The following is a 21,278-nucleotide window of genomic DNA, read 5'->3' as shown; positions in this document are numbered from 1 at the left end:
GCCGCCAACTCGTCACTTTCCTTCAATAGCGTGATCGACGGCATCCGCCTACCTCCGCTCTAGGAAGCCGGATCGAGTTCGATCGGCCAGCTCTGCTCGAAGGTTTTCTCATCGGAATCAACCACCTTGGCATGCAGCTCCGCCTCTGCATCAGGTCGGACGAAAAAGCGGACCATGGGATTTTCGCTCATCGAAATGTCTCCTTCGAAACGCAGGATGGGCTTATCTCCTAGGGTCAGCTCAATGCTGCGCACATAGCGGGCGGGAATCCAGAGCTGCGTCACCTGATCGATCTGCATGCCGCTGTAGTTGGGATGGCTGATCATGAATTGGCCCTCAGCCGGTTCACCTTTACGCCAGGCGCCTATCTGCTTCAGGCGCATCTTGCCGAGGCGGGCCATCGCCAGGTCGTGATCCTTGCTCGCCGGTGCGGAGCATCCGCCCGATGCCTTGACGAATTTCTGTGCCATGTAGAGTTCGCCGTCACTGGTTTCGGCGATGGCGCGGATGTTTGTGTAGGCGTTGACGCGGACTCTGGTTGAAATGTTCGCTATTCCGTTTCCGGGAAAGAGATGGAAGGTCCCGACGACCGGCGCAGGGTTCTCGTCGATCACCAAAGTCACCGCGCGGATATAATGCTCCTCAGTCTGCTCCATTTCGGCCGTCACCGAGATCGGAACCGTCGCGGCATCCAGCGCACGGTCTGGCGCGTCAAGCTTGATGACGCCTTCGCCATCGTGGATCACTCGGTCGCTACCGTACAAGGAAGCGCGGATGTCCTGCCATGTTTCATCATTGGCGACGGCGATCGGCGCCTTGGCTATGATCAGAATCGCAGCAAGAATGGCGATTGTGATCCCATGAAGACAATAGGTCTCGGCCTTCCGCTGTTGAGGCATCATTCCCACTCCAGTTCCGTATAGGCGGCAACGACATTGCGGCCGTGGTTGGTGTCGTACAAAAGCCAGTCCAGTTGATTGTCGTCCTCCAATCGGGCGAGCGTTGCCGACATGTCGAGACCTTCGTCGATCGCGGCGCGGACTCCGTCACGCAACCGCGTCAGATATGCCAGCTCCTCCTGCAGCGTCTCAACCCCGTCGCTTACCTGTCCGTGGCCAGGCACGACCTGGCGGACATCCGGCGACAGCAGAACGTCGAGCGCGGCAAGCCAGCCGGTGAGGCTGCCGTCGAGCGTCGGCAGGCGGCCGGCGAACAGGAGATCCGCAGCCCACAGAAGCCCAGTGCGTTCGTCGAAAACAGTCAGATCGTTGTCGGTGTGGGCTGGCGGCCAGGCTTTCAGGAGCAGGGGTCGGTTACCCAGATCGATCCGCATCGTGTCTGAGACGGTTTCCTCAGGTGCGACGTAGGCCGTGTCGGAGAAATCAGGCGAGATCTCAGCCAGACGTTTCAGGTAAAAAGGGCCGCGTTCGGCAAGCGCTCGAGGCAGGTTACGGTGCCCGATACTATGTACGGGGAGGTCTGAGAAGGCGGCGTGCCCGAAACAATGGTCGGGATGGACGTGCGTGGCAATCAGGTGGCTGACGGGCCTGCTTGTCACAGATGCAACGGCTTCACGCAACGCCGCACCTTGCTGAAGGGTCGTCCCGGTGTCGATGACGGCCACACTCTCATCTCCGACGATGAATCCGATATTGGCGATCGCGCCACAGTTGGCCGCCGACATTTCCTCCTGGACGCCATACCGGACAAACACACCATCCGCGATCTCGATAAAGGGCAGATGTGCTTCTGCGGCTATAGATCCAGCGGTTTTTGTAAATGCGGTCGCGGCAAACACAGCAGCGGTGCACAGGAATGCGCGCCGCGGGATCTGTACGGGCGAGGAAGCGATCGGGTGAAAGGAAGGCGCCTCCTTCAGATCACCTCGGCCTTTTTCGCGCATTTCCATTCTTTGATCTGCCAGTTCGTTCTGCGTATGCCCCATTGGGTCACGGCAAGTGGTGCTGTCTGAGAACAGTGCTGGAGGCCCACATATCGTTGTGGCCACATCTCGAACGTCTGACACTCCGCCGGACGAGCAATCAGGCAGGCGACTATGAACACTTCATACATCGTTCCCTGACCTTCTCCTGCGCCCGGCGAAAGCTGCAAAATCTTATGCTTACGGCCGCCACGGCGTGACGGATTCCTGTTCCAGTCCGGCATCGACCCACGCCTGCGCCCCTCCCGGAAACCACACGACGTTCTTGAAACCGTACGAAACCGCCCGTTTTGCCGCATTCCACGACATCCAGCAGTTCGGCTCGCAAAAGAAGACGAGTGTCTTCTCTCCGTCTGGGCCGGCAAGCCGTGAAAGTTCCGCTTCGAATGCGGCCTCGTCGCCTTCGCTCAAATGGCCGTAACCCATATTGGCAAGCCAGACGGCATCCTTGATCGTGTCGCGCTCCGGCTCGTGCCAGATTGCTCCTTCCGGCCGCTCTTCCGGCTCTCTCGGCGCGGGCATCACGTCGATCAGGACAACATCGTCCCTTTGGGCCAAAGCCTGCAATTCCGCCAAATCGACCGTTTGCGTATCCTTCAGCCCCTTTGGCACGGCAGCGCGATAGTCGCTCGTTCTATAGCCCTCGGGTTCGGGAACATCCGCCGCGGCTTCCACCTTTACCGGCTGTATCAGCTCGCCTTTGCCATCGAGAAGCGGGATGCCGTAGTCGAGCAAGACCGTTTCGATATCGGCTTGGCGTTTTTTCAAGATTCCGTTGAGCTCGTGCTTCCAGTCCGGTTCTCCATGACGGATGCCCATGGATATCCGATAGTCGGTGCGTTCGATGCCGCGACCCGCAACAAGAGGCCGGACGACCAGCGAAGGGTCGATCTGCCTGGCCCAGTAGCCACCGAGCGGCCCCCACGTCAGCGCCACGTCGATCGCACCCTCGGCTACGTCCTCGACCATGGCGCGGGCCGGTTTCTCTAAGCGTGTATCGACGACCATTTTATAGGTCGTGGCCTGCTTTAGAAGGCCGTGGCGCGCCGCCATCGTCGCAACAGGTGTCCTGGGCTGGATGCCGATTTTCAATGTCTGAAAGATGGGGTCGTCAAGTCGCGCCGTCGTCAAGGCCACGTCCGGACGATGGATCATGACGTAGCTCGACCGGTAGTACGGATTGGTGTTCTGCATCAACTCGTTGGTCGTTGCGACACCGACGATGAGGTCACACCGATTGGCGGCCAATGTCATGCGCACGAAACCAATCGTCTGCGGAAACCAGGTGTATTCGATGGGAACCCCCAACTCCTCTCCGACAAGCTCGGCGATCTTGTTTTCGAACCCTTCGCCCTTGTCGTTGGAATAAGGCAGGTTGTTGGGGTCAGCGCAAACTCTCAGCCTTGTCCGGTCGACGATCTCGCCGGTGACGGCTTGCCCCTGTGCCGCGAACGGAAGCACGGCCGCTGCTGTAAAGACCAGAGCACCAAGACCATTTCTCCCCCACCAGCGAAACTGCGCTGACATTACTGGCTATCCTTCCATTCCTGGAAGACCTGGTCCTCCTCGGGGGGCAGGCGCTCCGGGCGACCGCGGCCAACTGCATCGTCCGCACGTGCCTTGAGATAGGCGTAGATGTGGTCGATGTAGAGCATAACATCGCTGTTCTCGGCAAAGCTCGGCATGACCGAGTCCTGGTTGGCCGCCCCCTTTGCCTGGCGGCCGTTCGTCACCACTTCCAGAAAGTCGGTGTAGCTCATCGTCTTTAGGGATTCTGTCAGTGACGGGGCGAAGGAGCTCCCAAGGGCATCCGGTCCGTGGCACACATGGCAGGTGTTATGGTAGCGACGATAGCCGTTGTAGGTCCCGTAATCGACCTTTCCATCCTCGATGATGTAGGGTTTTTCTTCCCAGTCCGATTCTTGGGCATTTGCCGTGGTGAGAGCTGAAAGGGATAGCCCCAGACCGACTACGGCCATCGTCCACAAACGCATACGGTGATCTCCTCGCGGGTTGGCTTCTATCTGATGAAGGATCGCGGGCCGGCAGTTGAAGCAGAAGGCCTGCGGCAAGTCGCATGCGGCCCGGTGATATCACCGGGCCGCTGGTGTTCGAAACGTCGGACCAACGCGGTCGATCCTCAGCTGCTTGGGAGGGCGAACACCGTAAGTTGGCCACCAAGGTTGGTATAGTTGGCCAGCGACTCATAGGCGCCGACAGCACCGAGACCGGCAGTGCTTTCCGTCAGACCGGCCGCCAAGCCGATGCCTGCCCAACCGCCGATACCCGACAGGATGGCAACGTACTGCTTCCCGTCATGCTCATAGGTGTTGACGTTGCCGATGATGCCGGACGGCGTCTTGAACTTGAACAGTTCGTCGCCGGTTTCCGGATCAACCGCCTTCAGATAGCCTTCCAGCGTGCCGTAGAAGACGACGTCGCCTGCCGTGGCCAGGGCTCCGGACCACACCGAGAACGGTTCCGGCTTGGACCAGACGATCTCGCCTTTCGTGGCATCCCAGGCGATGAAGTTGCCCAGACCGCCATGGCTGTCGGGTGCCGGATACATGGAGAGTGTGGCACCCACATAGGGCTGGCCGGCCGTGTAGGAGACCTGGAAGGGCTCATAGTCCATGCAGACGTGGTTCGTCGGGATATAGAACAGCCCGGTTTTCGGTGAGTAGGTCGAAGGCTGCTGATCCTTCGTGCCGAGCGCCGCCGGACAGATCCCCTGCGTATTGACATCTTCACCCTGCTGTCCGGTGGAGTAGTCGGCCACGACCTGCGGACGTCCGGTTTCCATGTCGACTTCGGTCGCCCAGTTCACGGTCGGGTCGTACTTCTTGGCGACGAGCAGTTCTCCGGTTTCGCGATCAAGCGTATAGGCGAAGCCGTTGCGGTCGGGGTGGACGAGCGTCTTGCGCATTTCGCCGTCGATCTCCTGATCGACGAGTATCATCTCGTTGACGCCGTCAAAGTCCCACTCGTCATGCGGGGTCATCTGATAGACCCATTTGGCAACGCCGGTGTCGAGATCGCGGGCGAAGATGGTCATCGACCAGCGATTGTCTCCAGGCCGCTGCACCGGATTCCACGTCCCGGGGTTGCCCGAACCGTAATAAACCAAGTTCAGTTCGGGATCATAGGTCGTCCAGCCCCAGGTGGTGCCGCCGCCGAGCTTCCACTGATCGCCTTCCCAGGTGGCCGTACCGGAGTCCGCCCCCACAGGTTCGCCGAGATGGGTCGTGTTCTCAGGCTCGAGGAGGGTCATGTCGTCCGGCCCGGTCGAATAGGCGCGCCAGGCGATCGACCCGTCAGCGATGTTGTATGCGGTAAGATGGCCCTGGACGCCAAACTCGCCGCCGGAATTTCCGATCAGCACCTTGTCGCCTGCCACCAAAGGCGCGGCCGTTCCGGTTTCACCTTTGGACGGGTCGCCATTCTCGACGGACCATTTCACTTCGCCGGTCTTGGCATCGAGGGCGACCACCGTAGTGTCAGCCTGATGCAGGAAGATCGTTCCGTCAGCATAGGCGACGCCGCGGTTAACCGTGTCGCAGCACATGACCGGGATGACGTTCGGATCCTGCTTCGGCTCATACTTCCATATCATCCGACCGTTTTCATTGAGGTCGAGTGCGAACACTGTGTTCGGGAACGGGGCGTGGACGTACATCACACCGTCGATGACCAGTGGACCACCTTCGTGGCCACGCAGGACGCCGGTCGAGAAGGTCCATGCGACCTGCAGATCACCAACATTGTCCTTGTTGATCTGGTCCAGTTCGCTGTAGCGGGTACCCGCATAGTTGCCGAGTGGCATGACCCAGTTCTTCGGGTTTTTCTGCATTTCGACCAACTCGTCGTTTGCAAACCCGTGTGATGGGGCGAGGCCGATGACTGCAACCAACGAGCTGGCCGCCAAGAGTTTGAATCCGTGCATTTCCATCCCCTGATAAGTGGTTATTGGTCTGCAGTTCGCACCAGCGTCCGCTCCTGTTGCAAAACAACGCAAAGCAGGGATTCGAGCCATGGTGCAAGTTACTTCGAGAGTGTGAATCGGCCCCTGTTTAATGTCGATAGAACCATAGTACTGACTTCAGAGAAGGGAGTGGGTGCCGCGTACGAAAAACTTTCTCTCCCAAATACTGCGCTGCACAAATTATTGCGCATCTGCGTAGAGATCTGTCAAAAACGCCTTTTACCTATTCTGGTCTCGGCCCCGGTACTTATGTCGACTTTTGCCGTCGCCGACGAAGAAGCTGCCTAAGCGCGAACCGTTTGCGCATGGTTTCGGGTCAACTCGTCGAGGAACTGTTGCAAGCGGACCCCCGAGCGTTTCGAGCGTTCCATTGGAACGGCGACATCGCCGACGATCTTGGCCGGCCGGCCGTTCATGAGGAGCAGACGGTCGGCGAGTTGTACGGCCTCGCGGACATTGTGCGTGACCATCAGGACCGTAACAGCATGCCTCTGCCACAATTCGACAAGCAGTTCGCGCAGGCGCTCGGCAGTATGTTCATCCAGCGACACGAAGGGCTCATCCAGAAGAAGGACATCCGGCATGACCGCAAAAGCCCGTGCGAGCGCCACGCGCCGCTCGAGCCCGAGCGAGAGCTCACTGGGGTACCGATCGAGCATCGCCTGCAGGCCGAGAGTCGTAAAAAGAGGTTGGATATCCGGTGTTGCGCCAGGCGGTAGGGCCAGGCGAACGTTCTGCTCCACCGTGCGCCAGGGCAACAGGCGTGGTTCTTGAAACACCGCCACTGTGCGGACATCACCCGCCGGCATGGTCACCGTGCCGGAAAAGTCATGATCGAGTCCGAGCAGAATGCGTAGCGTCGTCGTCTTTCCGCACCCCGATGGTCCGATGAGGCAGGTGAAGGTTCCCGCCTGTAGCGTGAAAGCGAGATCGCGCAGGATTTCGCTTTCCTCGCCATCGACGGACACGAACGCCTTGCGGGCTATGCAAACGTCAAGCGGGCTTCGGCCGCCAACGGGTGAGATGCTGTTCAAGGGGCTGGACCACACTGAATTCGATGGCGAGCATGACGGCCACGAAGGCCAGAGTATAGCCGAGGATCGCCGCCACATCGAAGAGTTGGAAATAGAGGTGAATCTGGAAGCCGACCCCGTTGGACCGCCCCAGCAGTTCGACGACGAGCACGATCTTCCAGATGAGCGCCAATCCCGAGCGACTGGCGGCCGCGATGAAAGGCTGCAGTTGCGGCAGCACCACGTGCCGAATCGTGCGCATGCGGGAAAAGCGGAAGACATGCGCCATCTCCGAGAGCTTCGGATCGAGCGACCTGGCGCCTTCGCGCATGGTGATGACGACATTGGGAATTTTATTGAGTGCCACGGCGGTGACTGCAGCGACTTCGGTGAGCCCCATCCAGATGTAGCACAGAACGATGATCACCAAGGCCGGCAGATTGACGAAAATGATGATCCACGGATCGAGAATCCGGTCGACGGTGCGGTTTTGTCCCATGACGATGCCGATTGCCGAACCTACGAGCAGTGAAATCAGAAAGGCTGCGGCAACCCGGCTCAAGGTGACTGCCAGATTATAAAACAGCTCGCCCGACGAAGCTTCGCGCGCCACGAACACACCGACTTCCGCGGGCCCCGGGACGTCGGGAGAATTGGCCGCCGCGGCGATAATCGCCCACAGCAGGAAGAAACCCAGGACGGACAGAAGTTTCAGCGGAGCGCGCTTCACCTGTCAGGAGCCATCCACCAGGATGGGCCAGAATGTGCCCGGCGCCATCCTCTTCGCCTTGCCGACCAGTTTTTCTCCGCCTATCTCCGCCAGGACCTCATAGACCCTCGCCGTATCGTCTCGTTCTTCGCTTAGGGGTCGCGAAGGAATTCCTTCGCGGAAGCGGTCACGAAGCGCCCGCAGTGTCTCATCGTCCTCGGCGCCGGTCTTCTCGCGCAGGGTCTCCCATTCCTCGTCCGAAGTCCTGAGCAGGGTCTTGGCTTCGCGCGAGGCGTCGAAGAAGGCTTTGACCGCCTCGATATTCTGCGCGGCCCACTCTTCATCAAAAACATAGCCGACGGCGGAGATTGGCCCATCCGCGCCAAGTTCCATGGCTGCCTCGTTGGCGCCGATCACCTGCCGAAAGCCCTTAGCTTCCAGGCGGGCGCTGTAGTGCCAGTAGTTCAAGACCGCGTCCACCTCACCCTGCATCGCCTTTTTTGCCAGAAGCGGAGGGGCACCGAATACCTGCTCGCTCTCCGCTTCCAGGTCCAGGCCGTGGTCGCGTTCGGCAAGACCGCGGAGAAGCAGCCAACCTTTGTCGAGAGGCCCGCCGGCAATGGCGATTTTCTTGCCTTTCAGGTCTGCCAAGCTGCGAATGTCCGAGTCGGGCGGCACCATCAGCGCTCCGACGGAGGATGAGAAGGGAACGAAGGTGTATGTTCTGCCGTTCGCCCGCTGACGCGATACCCAAAGCCAGTCGGAGACGATCATATCGACCTCTCCCGCCTGCAGTGCGACCGTCGTGGCCTGGTTGCTGGCGAGGTTCACCTGTTCGAGCTGGATTCCCTGTTTCTCATCGAGGCCGTGCCGCTTGATCACATCAAGCTCCCAGTTGACGGTGCCGAATTCGAGAACGCCAATACGGATTGTGCTTTCGGCGTGCGCCGAAAGGCTCCAAAGGGCGGCCAGCATCATCACGGTGGCCGTAAACATTGACCGTGAGCGCATTTTCTCCTCCAACGTCTCACCCTGACAACAGCCGAGCGAGTGGTACCTCTTCCCGCAACGAATCGTACCGAAGGCACTAAGCTTTGAAAATAGTGCCAAAGAGCTATGCCAGAGAAGGCATTGATAATGTGAAGATTTTCACTTCAAGGTAGCGTATTATCCGCCCGGTGGGCCAGTATGGCGATTTTCTCGACGCTGCGCGAGCAGCCAGTCCGTCAGCGCCTGTATCGCGCCGCTCGCTGAAGGATTGGAGATCAGCCAGTAGCCGCAATCCTCGCGCGCGATCTCGGGACCGACGGCGACCAGAGTGCCGCTTGCCAAATGAGCATCGATCAGGCCGAGCCAGCCGAGTGCAATCCCCTGTTCGGCCAGTGCGGCCTGAATGACAAAGCCGTATGTGTTGAGGCCAAGATCTCCTTGCGCCGCTTCACGCGCCAAACCGTACGCAGCGAGCCAGGAAGTCCACGTGAGCCAGCGCGGCTTGCCGACTGTATCGAGATGGAGAAGCGGAGCCTTGGCGAGCGCTGCGGCATCCGTAAATGGGCCGAAGCGGGCAAGGAAGCCCGGGCTGCAAACCGGCACCACGCGCTCGGGTATGAGGAGATGGACTTCCTCCCGAAAGTCCTCTCTCTTGCCGAAGAGAATGGCGGCGTCGGCAATTTCCTCCACCCCTTCTTCGATCCCCTGAGAGGCGACGACGTGCACCTCCACCTGCGGGTGCAGACGGCGGAAGTCAGCAACGCGCGGCATTAGCCAGAAGGCGGCGAAGCCATAGTCGGTGAAGATGCGGATGACCGGCGTTCGCGCCTTTTGCCGGATTTCGCGCGCCGCCTCGTCGATCCGTTCAACTCCGGAATGAACAGCTCGGTAAAGCGTCTCTCCCGCTTCCGAAAGCGTGCTGCCGCGATGCTGGCGGCGAAACAGCGATACGCCCAGCTGCTCCTCTATGCGTCTTATCTGATAGCTGACGGCCGGTTGCGACAAGCCCAGTTCGTCAGCTGCCCGCGTCAGGCTGCCGAGCCGACCGACCGCATCGAAAATACGCAGCCAGCCGACGTCGAGGTTCCGGTAAGGCATAAACAGTCTCTATAGCTGCGATCCAAAATCTACGGCTTCAAAGATAGCCCCATATGAGGATTTAATGGAAGCCGGCTCGGCACACGCCTAAAATACAAACAAAGGGGAACTTAGCATGAGAAACCGTTGCTTCAGCCTCGCAGCTGCCGCCTTCCTTCTTCTGAGCACCCCGGCTCTGGCAGACGATCCGGAAAACTGCAGAAGCATTCGCCTTTCCGACCCCGGCTGGACGGACATCAACGCCACCAACGCCATCGCGTCCGTCCTCCTCGAAAGCCTCGGCTATGCGCCTGATGTGAAGACGCTGTCGGTGCTGGTTGGCTACCAGTCGTTGAAGAACAAGGACATTGACGTCTTCCTCGGCAACTGGATGCCGGCGCAGCAGAATTTCGTCGATGATCTCAACGCCGAGAATGCCGTCGAGGTGCTGACCCAAAATCTCAGTGGTGCCAAGTTTACCCTGGCCGTGCCGAGCTACGTGGCCGAAGAGGGCGTCACCGACTTCAAGGACCTTGCTGCCAACGCCGAGGCGTTCGGCAAGGAAATCTACGGCATCGAGCCCGGGGCGCCGGCCAACGAGAATATCCGGAAGATCATCGAGGCCGACGACTTCGGACTTGGCGACTGGAGCATCGTGGAATCGAGCGAAGCAGGAATGCTGGCTCAGGTGGCGCGGGCGGAAAGAGCGCAGGAGGCGATCGTCTTCCTCGCCTGGGCGCCGCATCCGATGAATACGAAATTCGATATTACCTATCTCTCCGGCGGCGACGAATACTTCGGCCCGAACTACGGTGGTGCCGAGGTCTTCACGCTTGCGCGCACCGGCTGGTCTGACGAATGCCCGAATGCAGCACAGTTCTTCCGTAACCTGCAATTCACCATCGACATGGAAAACGAGATGATGGGCAAGATCCTCGATGATGGGCAGGAGCCGCAGGCAGCAGCGGCTGACTGGCTGAAGGAACAGCCCGAGGTTCTCGGCCCCTGGCTCGATGGCATCACCACGCTCGACGGCGAACCCGGTCTGCCGGCAGTCAAGGCCGCGCTCGGTCTCTGACCGTGCCCGTGCGTGGCTCGGGCGGCCGTGATGCAATCACGGCCGCCTGCTTCATCACACAACTCTTCCTTGTCGTATATCAAGAGTCCAGCCGGTTATGCAGCGCCCGAATATCCTCGTCCTGATGGTTGATCAGCTGAACGGGACACTGTTCCCGGACGGTCCGGCAGCCTTCCTGCACACGCCCAATCTCTCCGCCCTTGCCGCCCGGTCGGCGCGTTTCGTCAACACTTACACGGCAAGCCCCCTTTGTGCACCGGGGCGCGCCTCGTTCATGTCCGGTCAGCTTCCCTCGCGCACGCGGGTCTATGACAACGCCGCCGAGTTCACCTCCGACATCCCCACCTATGCTCACCATCTGCGTCGTGCCGGCTATCACACTTGTCTCTCGGGCAAGATGCACTTCGTCGGGCCGGACCAACTCCACGGCTTTGAGGAAAGGCTGACGACGGACATCTACCCGGCGGACTTTGGATGGACACCGGACTATACGCGCCCTGGCGAACGCATCGACTGGTGGTATCACAATCTCGGTTCGGTGACCGGCGCCGGCGTCGCCGAGATTACCAACCAGCTCGAATACGATGACGAGGTCGCCTATCACGCCACACGAAAGCTCTACGACCTGGCGCGCGGGCACGACGGGCGCCCGTGGTGCCTGACCGTCAGCTTCACACACCCGCACGACCCTTACGTGGCGCGGCGCCGCTTTTGGGACCTCTATGCCGACTGCTCGGCTCTCGACCCGCTCGTTCCGCCGATCCCGTTTTCAGAGCAGGACCCGCATTCGCAGCGGCTGATGCTGGCAAGCGACTACACGGCCTACAACATCACCCCGGAGGATGTACGCCGTTCCCGGAGGGCCTATTTCGCCAACATTTCCTATCTCGACGGAAAGTTTGGCGAAATCCTCGACGTCCTTGCGCGCACGCGCCAGGAAGACAACACCATCATCCTCTTCCTGTCCGACCATGGCGATATGCTGGGCGAGCGCGGCTTATGGTTCAAGATGAGCTTTCTGGAAGGCTCGGCCCGTGTGCCGCTGATGATAGCGGCGCCGGGGCTCAGCGCCGGACGCATGGATGCGCCCGCCTCCACGCTCGATGTGGTGCCGACGCTCGCCGAGCTCGCCGGGGTCGATCTCGATGAGGTGCGACCTTGGACGGACGGCGAAAGCCTTGTGGGAGTGGCATCAGGCACGCGCCGTCGCGCGGCTGTGCCGATGGAATATGCAGGGGAGGGATCCTATGCGCCGTTGGTGGCCCTGCGTGACGGCCGCTATAAGCTCGCGCTCTGCGAGTTCGATCCGCCGCAACTCTTCGATCTTAACGAAGACCCGCATGAGCGTACCAACCTTGCTGCTGACCCGGCTTATGCCGCCGTGCTTGCCGCTATGACGAAAGCAGCAAGCGAACGTTGGGACCTTGGCCGTTTCGATGCCGAGGTGCGGGCAAGCCAGGCGCGCCGCCGTGTGGTCTACGAAGCGCTACGTCACGGTGCCTACTACCCTTGGGATTACGAGCCTCTGCAGCGCGCCTCGGAACGCTACATGCGCAACCACATGGATCTGAACGTGCTGGAAGAGGCCAAACGCTTCCCACGCGGCGAGTAAGGAGCAGCCGGGTGACGTGACACCAATACACAGCGCTATAGGGCCTCAGATAGACTCCTCATAGAGGGCTCTAGTGTTCGTCTTGGTCATCGGCACGGGATTGCCGCCCGCCGTTGGGTCGACCAGCGCCATCCCCACCATCTCGTCGATGCGATCGCGCCCCACCCCGAGTGCGGAGAGCTTGTCCGGCACACCGAGCTCGGAGCGCAGGCTGAGCACGAACTCGTAGAAACCGTCGAAGCCGCCGGAAATGTCCATATAGGCGGCCGCCTTGGCAATACGCGCCTCGATGGCCGAGCGGTTGAGACGAAGCACTGGCGGCATGACAACGGCATTGGTCATGCCATGGTGGGTGTTATAGAGGGCGCCGACGGGGTGGGAGAGCGCGTGAACGGCGCCAAGGCCCTTTTGGAAAGCCACTGCGCCCATGGCGGCGGCACTCATCATGTGGCCGCGCGCTTCCAGGTCGTTCGGCTCGGCCACGACCCTGGGCAGGTTCTCCTTGACGAGCCGCATGCCTTCGAGCGCAATGCCTTGGCTCATGGGATGGTAGAAGGACGAGGAATAGGCCTCAAGGCAATGGGCGAAAGCGTCCATGCCGGTGCCGACCGTGATGACTTTCGGCATCCCGACGGTGAGTTCCGGGTCGCAGATGGTGACTGCGGGCAGCATCTTGGGATGGAAAATGACCTTCTTCACATGGCTTTCGGAGTTGGTCAAAACACCGGCACGGCCGACCTCGGATCCGGTGCCGGCAGTGGTCGGCACGGCCACGATGGGCGCGATCTTCGTGCTGTCGGCCCGGGTCCACCAGTCGCCAATATCCTCGAAGTCCCACACGGGCCGCGTCTGGCCGGCCATGAAGGCGATGAGCTTGCCTAGATCGAGGCCGGAGCCTCCGCCGAAGGCGACCACACCGTCATGCCCGCCGGCCTTGAAAGCAGCGATGCCGGCGGCAAGGTTGTTGTCGTTGGGGTTCGGGTCCACCTCGCAGAAGATCGCTCGGCCGAGGCCGGCGTCCTCCAGAATGTCGAGCGCCTTCCCCGTGATCGGCAAGGGCGCCAGCCCCCGGTCCGTGACGAGGAGAGGGCGCCTCATGCCGGCCGCCTTGCAGGCATCCGCCAACTCGCTGATACGGCCCGCACCGAAGCGGATGGATGTCGGGTAGGACCAGTTGACGGAGACACTCATGCTTGACGCTTCCTCAGGTGGTAGGATTTGGGGCGGGTGAGGTTGTGGTAGCCGATCTCCGACAGTGCACCACCACGGCCGGTGTTTTTGCAGCCGGTCCAGCAGAGTGCCGGATCCAGATAGTCGGCTCGATTCATGAACACGGTTCCCGTCTCGAGCTCCACGCCGAGATGTTCAGCGCGCTCGGGATCGGCCGTCCACAATGAGGCGGTCAGCCCATAGGGGCTGTCATTCATAAGCATCAGCGCTTCCGCGTCGTCCTTCACCGGCATGATGCCGACGACCGGACCGAAGCTTTCGTCGCGCATCACGCGCATCTGGTGGTTAACGTCGACAAGGATCTGCGGCATGAGGTAGGTGCCGCCATCATCCTCGGGGAAGAGCTTTGCGTCGATCAGCGCACGGGCGCCCTGCGCCACGGCGTCCCGCGTCTGGCCGCGCACCTCATCGGCGAAGCGCCGGTTGGCCATCGGGCCGATGGTGATCTCCCGGTCAAGCGGGTTGCCAAGCTTCAGCTTCTCCACCCAAGCGACCGACTTTTCCACGAAGGTGTTGAAGAGTGGAGCGGCGACGTAGAGCCTCTCGATGCCGCAGCAGCACTGGCCGGCATTGTACATGGCGCCGTCCATCAGCACGTCGACGGCCCAGTCGACGTCGGCATCCTCCATCACGTAGGCCGGGTCCTTGCCCCCGAGTTCGAGCCCGAGCCCCGTGAATCTACCGGCCGCCGCGCGTTCGATGGCCTGACCGCCGCCGACGGAACCGGTGAAATTGACGAAGCCGAAGTGTCTCGCCGCGATCAGCGCCTCGGTGCCGGCGTGGTCCAGGAACAGGTTGACGAAGACATCCTCGGGCACGCCCGCCTCATGGAAGGCGCGCACGATGCGCTCTCCGACGAGCAGGGTCTGCGTCGCGTGCTTGAGGGCCACCGCATTACCGGCGATCAGCGCCGGCACGACGGTGTTGATGGCCGTCATATAGGGATAGTTCCACGGCGCGATGACGAGGACCACGCCGTGCGGCTCACGCCTGATAGTACGGCTGAAAAGATCCGAATTCTCGATCCCGATAGGGGCGAGCGCGCGCGCGGCAATGGAGGCCATGTAATCAGCGCGCTCGTTGACGCCGCCGAACTCTCCACCATAGCGCACCGGCCGGCCCATCTGCCAGGCAAGCTCCGGCACCACCTCATCCGCCATTTCGTTGAGCCGCGCCACACCCGCCTTGACGAGCGCGATCCGCTCCTCGAGCGGCCGGCGCGCCCAGGCCTTCTGCGCCTGGCGCGCCTTGGCGACGAGGCCCGCCGCCTCGTCCGCGGGCATTACCGGGCGCTCGGCATAGACGGACCCGTCTATGGGGGAGATGCACTTCAGTGTCTGTGTCATGTCATGCTCTTTCAAAGCCGCGCCTGACTTCCCAGTCGGTCACGCGGCGGTCGAATTCAGTCTGTTCCCAGCGGGCTGCGTGGACGTAGTGGTCTATCACCTCGTCGCTGAGCGCTTCGCGCAGCATTTTCGAACCGTCCAGGGCTGCCGTCGCGTCGCGCAAAGTCGACGGGATTTCGCGGATGTTGTGCCCATGGTAGGCGTCGCCGACGAAGGCTGGCTCCAGCGGGAGCTTGTTCTCGATGCCGTCCAGCCCAGCGGCGATCAGTGCGGCAAAGGCCAGGTGCGGGTTCAGGTCGGCGCCGCCGACGCGGCATTCCGCCCGCACCGCCTTGGTGTCAGCGCCGCATACGCGGTAGCCGGCCGTGCGGTTGTCCATGGACCAGATCGCCTTTGTCGGCGCGAAGGTTCCGGCGGCGAAGCGCTTGTAGGAGTTGATGTACGGCGCCAGGAAATAGGTGATCTCACCCGCATGGGCGAGGAGGCCGGCGAGATAGCGCCGCATCGTCTCCGACATGCCATGTTCGGCATCGGGATCATAAAAAAGCGGCTTTCCCTCCAGCGACCAGAGCGACTGGTGGATGTGAGAGGAATTGCCGGCGGCGTTGTTGTCCCACTTCGCCATGAAGCTGATGGCGCGGCCGTTCTGCCAGGCGATCTCCTTACAGCCGTTCTTCACGATGGCGTGCCGGTCGGCCATGGTCAGTGCGTCGGTATAACGGACGTTGATCTCCTCCTGGCCGGCATCGGCTTCGCCCTTGGAATTTTCCACTGGAACGTCGGCGCCGTTGAGCCCGTTGCGGATCGCCCGCATGACCGCCTCTTCCTTGGTGGTCTGGAAGATGTGGTAGTCCTCGTTGTAAGTGCTGATGCGCTCCAGGCCACGGTAGCCCTTCGCGTGCACTTCCTCAAAACTGTCGCGGAACAGGAAGAACTCCAGCTCCGAGGCCATCATGGCCTTCATGCCCATGGCTTCGAGCCGCGCGACCTGCTTCTTCAGGACGGCGCGCGGGGAGTGTGCGACCTCGGCGTGGGTGTGATGGTCGAGCACGTCGCAGATCACCAGTGCGGTGCCTTCGAGCCAGGGAATGCGGCGCAGCGTCGAAAGGTCGGGCTTCATGGTGTAGTCGCCGTAGCCGGCGGCCCAGCTCGTCGCGCGGTAGCCCTCGACCGTGAACATCTCCAGGTCCGTGGCGAGCAAATAGTTGCAGCTATGCGTCTCCTCAAACGCGCTTTCGAGGAAGAAGTCGATATGGAAGCGCTTGCCCATGAGGCGGCCCTGCATGTCGACAAGCGCAACAAGTACCGTGTCGATCTCGCCTGAGGCCGCTGCCGACTTCAGATCTTCCAGCGTCAGTTTTCCCGCCATTCAACTCGTCCTGTCGTGTGGTTGTCGGCCTGGCTTCAGACCCGGGACAAATATCCCGGGTCCGCGCCATCAGCCATTGCGGCTTCAGCCGTAGCGGTAGGGTGGGCCCGCTTTGCGCATCAGCTCGCGATAGTCGCGCAGGATCTTCACCACGCTCTCGCGCCGTCCGCCCTCGGCGGCGATCTCGTCCCAGAACTTCTCGGCCTCGGCTTCCACCGTCTCCCACTCTTCGTCGGGAATGGTGGTGAGTTGCATCTTCTCGCCGTTGACGCGCAGATCCGCCTCGCCGGCCCAGTACCAGTGCTGGCGGTAATAGTGTGAGGAATCCGTCGCCAGGCGGAAAAGCTCTTGCAGATGCTCGGGCACCTCGTTCCAGCGTTCTGTGTTGGCGAAGAAGTGGCCGATCCAGGCGCCGCAGATGTTGTTGGTGAGGAAGTAGGGCGTCACGTCGGCCCAGCCCACCGTGTAGTCTTCAGTGATGCCCGACCATGCGATGCCGTCGAGTTCGCCCGTCTGCACGGCCACTTCGACATCCTCCCACGGCAGCGTCACCGGCACGACGCCGAAGCGCGACAGGAACCGGCCGGCGGTCGGGAAGGTGAAGACGCGCTTGCCCTCAAGGTCTGCCAAGCTGTTGATCGGGTCCTTGGTGTTGAAGTGGCAGGGGTCCCAGGCACCGGCCGAAAGCCAGGTGACGTTCTCCACCTCACCATAGGCCTCCTGCCAGATCTCCGCGAGCCCGTGCTTGTAGAAGAGCGCCGGCACGTCGAGCGAATAGCGCGTAGCGAAGGGGAAGTAGCCGCCGAAGACGGAGACGTCGACAGGGGCTGCCATGGAATCGTCGTCCGACTGCACGGCGTCGATCGTCCCGTTCTGCATGGCCCGGAAAAGCTCGCCCGTGGGCACAAGCTGGTCGGCAAAGTAGAGCTCGATCTCCATCTCGCCGTTCGCCGCCTTGTTGAAGGCGTCGATTGCGGGCTTGATGACGTGCTCGGCGAGCGCCGGACCTGCGTAAGTCTGCAGCCGCCAGCGGATGGGCGATTGCGCCCTCACGTAAGGGGCTGCCAGCGTGGCGGAGCCGGCGGCGGCGGTCGTGATCCCCGCCTTCTTCAGGAATTGCCTTCGGTTTTGCATGTCTCGTTCTCCTCTGGTTGCTTTTCGGTTTCGTGCCGCTTTTCTTGCCTCCTCCGTTCCGTCGCCTCCGTCAGCGGATATAGTAGTGCTGGGGCAGCCACAGTGCGATCTGCGGGAATGCCATGACCATGACGAGCGCAAGGACCATCACCGCCACAAAGGGTATGATCGATCGGTAGATATCCCCCAGGCTCACCTCCGGGGGAGCCATGGCGCGCATGAGGAAGAGGTTGTAGCCGAAGGGCGGCGTCATGTAGGCGATCTGGCAGGTGATGGTGTAGAGAACGCCGTACCAAATCAGGTCGAAGCCCAGCGCCTTCACCAGCGGTATGTAAAGCGGCGCCACGATGACCAGCATCGCCGTGTCGTCCAGGAACATGCCCATGATGAGGTAGGAAAGCTGCATCAGGATCAGCACTTCCCATGGCGACAGGCCGAGCTGCTCCAGAAAAAAGTTCTCGATGGCCCTGACCGCGCCAAGCCCGTCGAAGACGGCGCCGAAGCACAGCGCCGCGACGATGATCCACATGAACATGCAGGAGATGGCGAGCGTCTTCCTCACCGTTGTGTGGAAGACGGCACGGGTGAGCCTGCCGCGGATGGCGGCTGCGAGCGTGGCTGAGACGGCGCCGATGGCCGAGCTTTCCACCAGGCTGGTATAGCCCATGACGAAAAGGCCCGTCATGGCCATGAAGATGAAGAAGGGCAGGATGCCGGCCGACAGTAGGCTGAGCTTAACACTCCACGGAATGCGGCGCTCTTCGGCGGAAAGCACGGGGCCGAGATTGGGCTGAAGCCAACAGCGCACGGCGATGTAGAGGATGAACAGGCCAGCCATCATCAGGCCAGGAAAGACGCCGGCGAGCCACAATTGCCCGACGGGCTGGCGCGCGATCATGGCATAGAGCACAAGCACCACGCTGGGGGGCACCAGAATGCCCAGGGAGGAGCCAGCCTGGATGACGCCCGTCACCATCACCTTGTCGTAGCCGCGGCGCAGGAGTTCCGGCAGCGCAATCGTGGCGCCGATAGCCATGCCCGCGACCGAGAGCCCGTTCATGGCGGAGATAACGACCATGAGGGCGATCGTCCCGATAGCCAGCCCGCCGCGCACGGGACCGAACCAGACATGGAACATCTTGTAGAGATCGTCGGCGATGCCCGATTCAGACAGCATGTAGCCCATATAGATGAAGAGCGGCAGGGTCAGCAGCGCGTACCACTTCATCAGCTTCATGGCCGAGGAGAAGGCGATCTCCGAGCCGCCGGTTCCCCATAATAGAAGCGCGAAAGCGACGGCGATGAAGCCGATGGCGCCGAAGACGCGCTGGCCGGTGAGCAGCAGGCCCATCATGCCCGAGAACATGAGGATGGCGGTCATCTCGTAGCTCACGACAGTTCCTCCCCGCGCGCCAGCGCCAGGTCGCGGAAGAACTGGGCGAAAGCCTGAAGAAGCATCAGCGCGATGCCGATGCACATGATGATCTTGATCGGCGCCATGTACGGCGCCCATGACGAATAGCTCGTCTCGCCGTAGCGGATTGCATAGGCGGTCGAGGAGAAGCCGCCATAGAGCATGACGCCGAGATAGAAGATGAGGAACAGGATGGTGAGGGTGTCGACCATCGCGCGCCGGCGCGGCGACCAGGTCGAATAGATGAGGTCCATACGCACGTGGGAATCATTCTGCAGCGACCAGCCGCCGCCGAGCATGTAGTAGGCGGCCATGACGAACTGCGCCATCTCCAGGGTCCACAGCGGCGGTATAGCGACCGCCTTCATGACCGAAGAGTAGAGCAGGATGCCGATCATCGCCACGATCAGATACATGGCGAAAAGGCCGACGACGCGGTTCACGCGGTCGATGAGACTGACGTAGCGCCGCACGATATCAGGCATGGCGTGCCGTCCATTGGTTTCCGGTGAAGCCGTCCGCTCTGTTCATCGTACCATTCATTTCGCCACCATCTCGCCAGCCGGCGCGGCAAGTGCCTTCTGCAGGTGCCGTCCCAACAAACGGGCGACCTTCTCCTGTCCCGCGGTGTCGGCGATCAAGTCGTTGCGGATTTCGATCATTACATTGTCGATGCCGCGCGGCAGCGCCTGGTCGGCCAGCGTGTGCGTCACACCGTCCTCGGGTCCGTAGGGCTCGTTGCGGCGGACGATCCAGCCGCTCTCGCCCGCAAGCGAAGCCAGGAGCGCGTCGGCTAGGCGGCGGTCGCGGTCGTGCAATATGCCGAGGCCGACATCGCGCGGCATGCCGAAATAGACAGGTGTGAAAGAGTGGATGGTCACGAGCGCCGGTGCGCCCGTCCCTGCGAGGCGTGCATCCAGGCAGGCGGCAAGCGCGGTGCGAAACGGCTCGTAGTAGAACTTGGCGCGACGTGTGCGCTCTTCCGCGGTCAGACCTGCATTGCCGGGGATTGTGTAGGTCTCACTCTGTGCCGGCGTGGCATCCGCAGCGTGCGGCGGACGGTTGCAGTCATAGACGAGACGCGAGACATGCTGAGCGACGAGGGGCGCATCGAGAAGCGCGGACAAGCGAAGCGCCACGGCGCGGGCACCGGGATCCCAAGCAATGTGGCTTTCCAGTGCTTCCGCGCCCAAGCCGAGATCGGTAAACTCTGCCGGAATGACGTTGGAGGCATGCTCGCAGGCCAGCACCACCGGCCCCGCACCTTCGGCGTTGATCGTCTCAACGACCCCCGTTTCACCGGCACCTTCTCGTCCCACTTGCCTGCCCACCAGCGCGGCCCCTCTTGCCGAAACAGAAAATATCTTTTCATATCTATCCATGCGGTCAAGATTAATTCTGAAATTTTTGTTACAAGCTATTCCTGAATGTCTAGATTTTGCGCAATTGCCACTTTGACCGGCAGCGGAAGGCGGAGGGATTGCAGGGGATGGACGGACCGAAGACGGTGGTCGAGCGCCTGCGCGGCGCGTTTGACGCGCTGACGCGTGCCGAAAGACAGCTTGCCAACGCGCTCATCGACAACTACCCGATGCTCGGGCTGGAGAGCATCACAACGGTGGCCGAGTCGGCGGGTGTGTCGACGCCGACGGTGGTGCGCATGGCCAAGAAGCTGGGCTTCGGCGGCTTTCCCGAGATGCAGGCGACCCTTCGGGCGGAGTTGCAGGCAACTATCTCCAATCCCATCACAAAGCATGACCAATGGGCCGAAAGCGCACTGGAAGGCCACCTCCTGAGCCGCTTCGCCGACGCTGTGACGGAGAATATCCGCCAGACGCTGAACCAGATCGACAAGCGCACCTTTGACGCAGTGGCGGAACTTCTTTCCGATCAGTCCCGCAACGTACATGTGGTGGGCGGGCGCATCACCCGCTCCATGGCCGACCACTTTTTCACTCACATGCAGGTCATCCGCCCCGGCGTCACGCAGATCGCCTCCAACTCCAACAGCTGGCCGCACTACGTGCTCAATATGCGGCCGGGCGACATTCTCGTCGCCTTCGACATCCGCCGCTACGAGCACGATATCCTGCGCCTAACCGAGATGGCGCGGGCGCGCGACGTGACCATCGTACTCTTCACTGACCAGTGGGGCTCGCCCGCCGCGCGCCACGCCGCCCACCGCTTCCACGCGCGCATCGAAGTGCCCTCGGCGTGGGATTCCACCGCCGTCATTCTGTTCATCGCCGAGGCGCTGATAGCGGCTATCGAGACGCGCACCTGGGAGACGACGCGGGCGCGCATGAATGAATTGGAAGAGCTCTTCGACAGGACGCGGCTGTTCCGGAAGTTCGTGTAACCCCGCCCCCTCCGGTCTCGGCA

19 protein-coding genes are annotated in these 21,278 nt (G+C 61.5%); 3 read left to right on the top strand and 16 right to left on the bottom strand.

Going from position 1 to position 21,278, the window contains the following annotated elements; all coding sequences use genetic code 11:
- Positions 1 to 59: 59 nt before the first annotated feature.
- The 9 genes from N5A92_RS04470 to N5A92_RS04430 all read right to left on the bottom strand — a co-directional run bounded on the left by N5A92_RS04470 (position 60) and on the right by N5A92_RS04430 (position 9,734).
- Positions 60 to 902 carry a quinoprotein dehydrogenase-associated SoxYZ-like carrier gene (locus tag N5A92_RS04470; RefSeq protein ID WP_260900661.1) on the bottom strand — a complete coding sequence of 281 codons (843 nt, stop codon included), beginning with the start codon at positions 900 to 902 and terminating at the stop codon, positions 60 to 62.
- The gene (locus N5A92_RS04465; RefSeq protein WP_260900660.1) at positions 899 to 1,909 is read right to left on the bottom strand and encodes a quinoprotein relay system zinc metallohydrolase 2; all 1,011 of its coding nucleotides are present in this window, start codon (positions 1,907 to 1,909) and stop codon (positions 899 to 901) included. Before N5A92_RS04465 ends, N5A92_RS04470 begins: the two co-directional genes overlap by 4 nt.
- Before the next feature lie 213 nt (positions 1,910 to 2,122).
- Positions 2,123 to 3,469 carry a quinoprotein dehydrogenase-associated putative ABC transporter substrate-binding protein gene (locus tag N5A92_RS04460; protein ID WP_260900659.1) on the bottom strand — a complete coding sequence of 449 codons (1,347 nt, stop codon included), beginning with the start codon at positions 3,467 to 3,469 and terminating at the stop codon, positions 2,123 to 2,125.
- Positions 3,469 to 3,936, bottom strand: a complete 468-nt coding sequence (locus tag N5A92_RS04455) for a c-type cytochrome (protein ID WP_260900656.1) — start codon at positions 3,934 to 3,936, stop codon at positions 3,469 to 3,471. Before N5A92_RS04455 ends, N5A92_RS04460 begins: the two co-directional genes overlap by 1 nt.
- A 146-nt stretch (positions 3,937 to 4,082) precedes the next feature.
- Positions 4,083 to 5,885 (bottom strand): methanol/ethanol family PQQ-dependent dehydrogenase, encoded by a 1,803-nt coding sequence (locus N5A92_RS04450; protein WP_260900655.1) that lies wholly within the window; start codon positions 5,883 to 5,885, stop codon positions 4,083 to 4,085.
- 323 nt (positions 5,886 to 6,208) lie between these two features.
- Positions 6,209 to 6,892: an ABC transporter ATP-binding protein gene (locus N5A92_RS04445; RefSeq protein ID WP_260900654.1), complete on the bottom strand. Its 684-nt coding sequence runs from the start codon at positions 6,890 to 6,892 to the stop codon at positions 6,209 to 6,211.
- Between the two features lie 25 nt (positions 6,893 to 6,917).
- Positions 6,918 to 7,667: an ABC transporter permease gene (locus tag N5A92_RS04440; RefSeq protein WP_260900653.1), complete on the bottom strand. Its 750-nt coding sequence runs from the start codon at positions 7,665 to 7,667 to the stop codon at positions 6,918 to 6,920.
- Between the two features lie 3 nt (positions 7,668 to 7,670).
- Positions 7,671 to 8,657, bottom strand: a complete 987-nt coding sequence (locus N5A92_RS04435; RefSeq protein WP_260900652.1) for an ABC transporter substrate-binding protein — start codon at positions 8,655 to 8,657, stop codon at positions 7,671 to 7,673.
- A gap of 156 nt (positions 8,658 to 8,813) precedes the next feature.
- Positions 8,814 to 9,734, bottom strand: coding sequence for a choline sulfate utilization transcriptional regulator (locus tag N5A92_RS04430; RefSeq protein WP_260900651.1), 921 nt, complete (start codon positions 9,732 to 9,734; stop codon positions 8,814 to 8,816).
- A 115-nt stretch (positions 9,735 to 9,849) separates the two neighbouring features.
- On the opposite strand from N5A92_RS04430, the gene N5A92_RS04425 reads away from it, so the two are divergent.
- Positions 9,850 to 10,791 (top strand): choline ABC transporter substrate-binding protein, encoded by a 942-nt coding sequence (locus tag N5A92_RS04425; RefSeq protein WP_260900650.1) that lies wholly within the window; start codon positions 9,850 to 9,852, stop codon positions 10,789 to 10,791.
- A 97-nt stretch (positions 10,792 to 10,888) separates the two neighbouring features.
- A complete protein-coding gene (gene betC, locus N5A92_RS04420; RefSeq protein ID WP_260900649.1) occupies positions 10,889 to 12,403 on the top strand; it encodes a choline-sulfatase in 1,515 nt (504 codons plus the stop codon).
- Positions 12,404 to 12,448: 45 nt separating this feature from the next.
- Here the strand turns inward: betC and N5A92_RS04415 are convergent, their stop codons facing one another.
- The 7 genes from N5A92_RS04415 to N5A92_RS04385 all read right to left on the bottom strand — a co-directional run bounded on the left by N5A92_RS04415 (position 12,449) and on the right by N5A92_RS04385 (position 20,278).
- Positions 12,449 to 13,594: an iron-containing alcohol dehydrogenase gene (locus N5A92_RS04415; protein ID WP_260900648.1), complete on the bottom strand. Its 1,146-nt coding sequence runs from the start codon at positions 13,592 to 13,594 to the stop codon at positions 12,449 to 12,451.
- On the bottom strand, positions 13,591 to 14,979 hold the full coding sequence (locus N5A92_RS04410; RefSeq protein ID WP_260900647.1) for an aldehyde dehydrogenase family protein: 1,389 nt from the start codon (positions 14,977 to 14,979) through the stop codon (positions 13,591 to 13,593). The genes N5A92_RS04415 and N5A92_RS04410 overlap by 4 nt, the downstream gene beginning before the upstream one ends.
- 1 nt (position 14,980) lies before the next feature.
- The gene (locus N5A92_RS04405; RefSeq protein ID WP_260900646.1) at positions 14,981 to 16,348 is read right to left on the bottom strand and encodes a glutamine synthetase family protein; all 1,368 of its coding nucleotides are present in this window, start codon (positions 16,346 to 16,348) and stop codon (positions 14,981 to 14,983) included.
- An 84-nt stretch (positions 16,349 to 16,432) separates the two neighbouring features.
- Positions 16,433 to 17,482 (bottom strand): TRAP transporter substrate-binding protein, encoded by a 1,050-nt coding sequence (locus N5A92_RS04400; RefSeq protein ID WP_260900645.1) that lies wholly within the window; start codon positions 17,480 to 17,482, stop codon positions 16,433 to 16,435.
- A gap of 70 nt (positions 17,483 to 17,552) precedes the next feature.
- Positions 17,553 to 18,875 carry a TRAP transporter large permease gene (locus N5A92_RS04395; RefSeq protein WP_260900644.1) on the bottom strand — a complete coding sequence of 441 codons (1,323 nt, stop codon included), beginning with the start codon at positions 18,873 to 18,875 and terminating at the stop codon, positions 17,553 to 17,555.
- Positions 18,872 to 19,381: a TRAP transporter small permease subunit gene (locus N5A92_RS04390; protein WP_260900643.1), complete on the bottom strand. Its 510-nt coding sequence runs from the start codon at positions 19,379 to 19,381 to the stop codon at positions 18,872 to 18,874. Before N5A92_RS04390 ends, N5A92_RS04395 begins: the two co-directional genes overlap by 4 nt.
- 54 nt (positions 19,382 to 19,435) lie before the next feature.
- Positions 19,436 to 20,278, bottom strand: a complete 843-nt coding sequence (locus N5A92_RS04385) for an N-formylglutamate amidohydrolase (RefSeq protein WP_425248524.1) — start codon at positions 20,276 to 20,278, stop codon at positions 19,436 to 19,438.
- Positions 20,279 to 20,385: 107 nt separating this feature from the next.
- Between N5A92_RS04385 and N5A92_RS04380 the strand changes: the two genes are divergently transcribed.
- Positions 20,386 to 21,255: a MurR/RpiR family transcriptional regulator gene (locus tag N5A92_RS04380; protein ID WP_260900641.1), complete on the top strand. Its 870-nt coding sequence runs from the start codon at positions 20,386 to 20,388 to the stop codon at positions 21,253 to 21,255.
- Positions 21,256 to 21,278 lie beyond the last annotated feature (23 nt).

The organism is Chelativorans salis (assembly GCF_025336525.1).
Taxonomy (GTDB): Bacteria; Pseudomonadota; Alphaproteobacteria; order Rhizobiales; family Rhizobiaceae; genus Chelativorans; species Chelativorans salis.
Note: the sequence above shows the minus strand (reverse complement) of the source record. Positions and strands in the feature narration are given on the sequence as shown.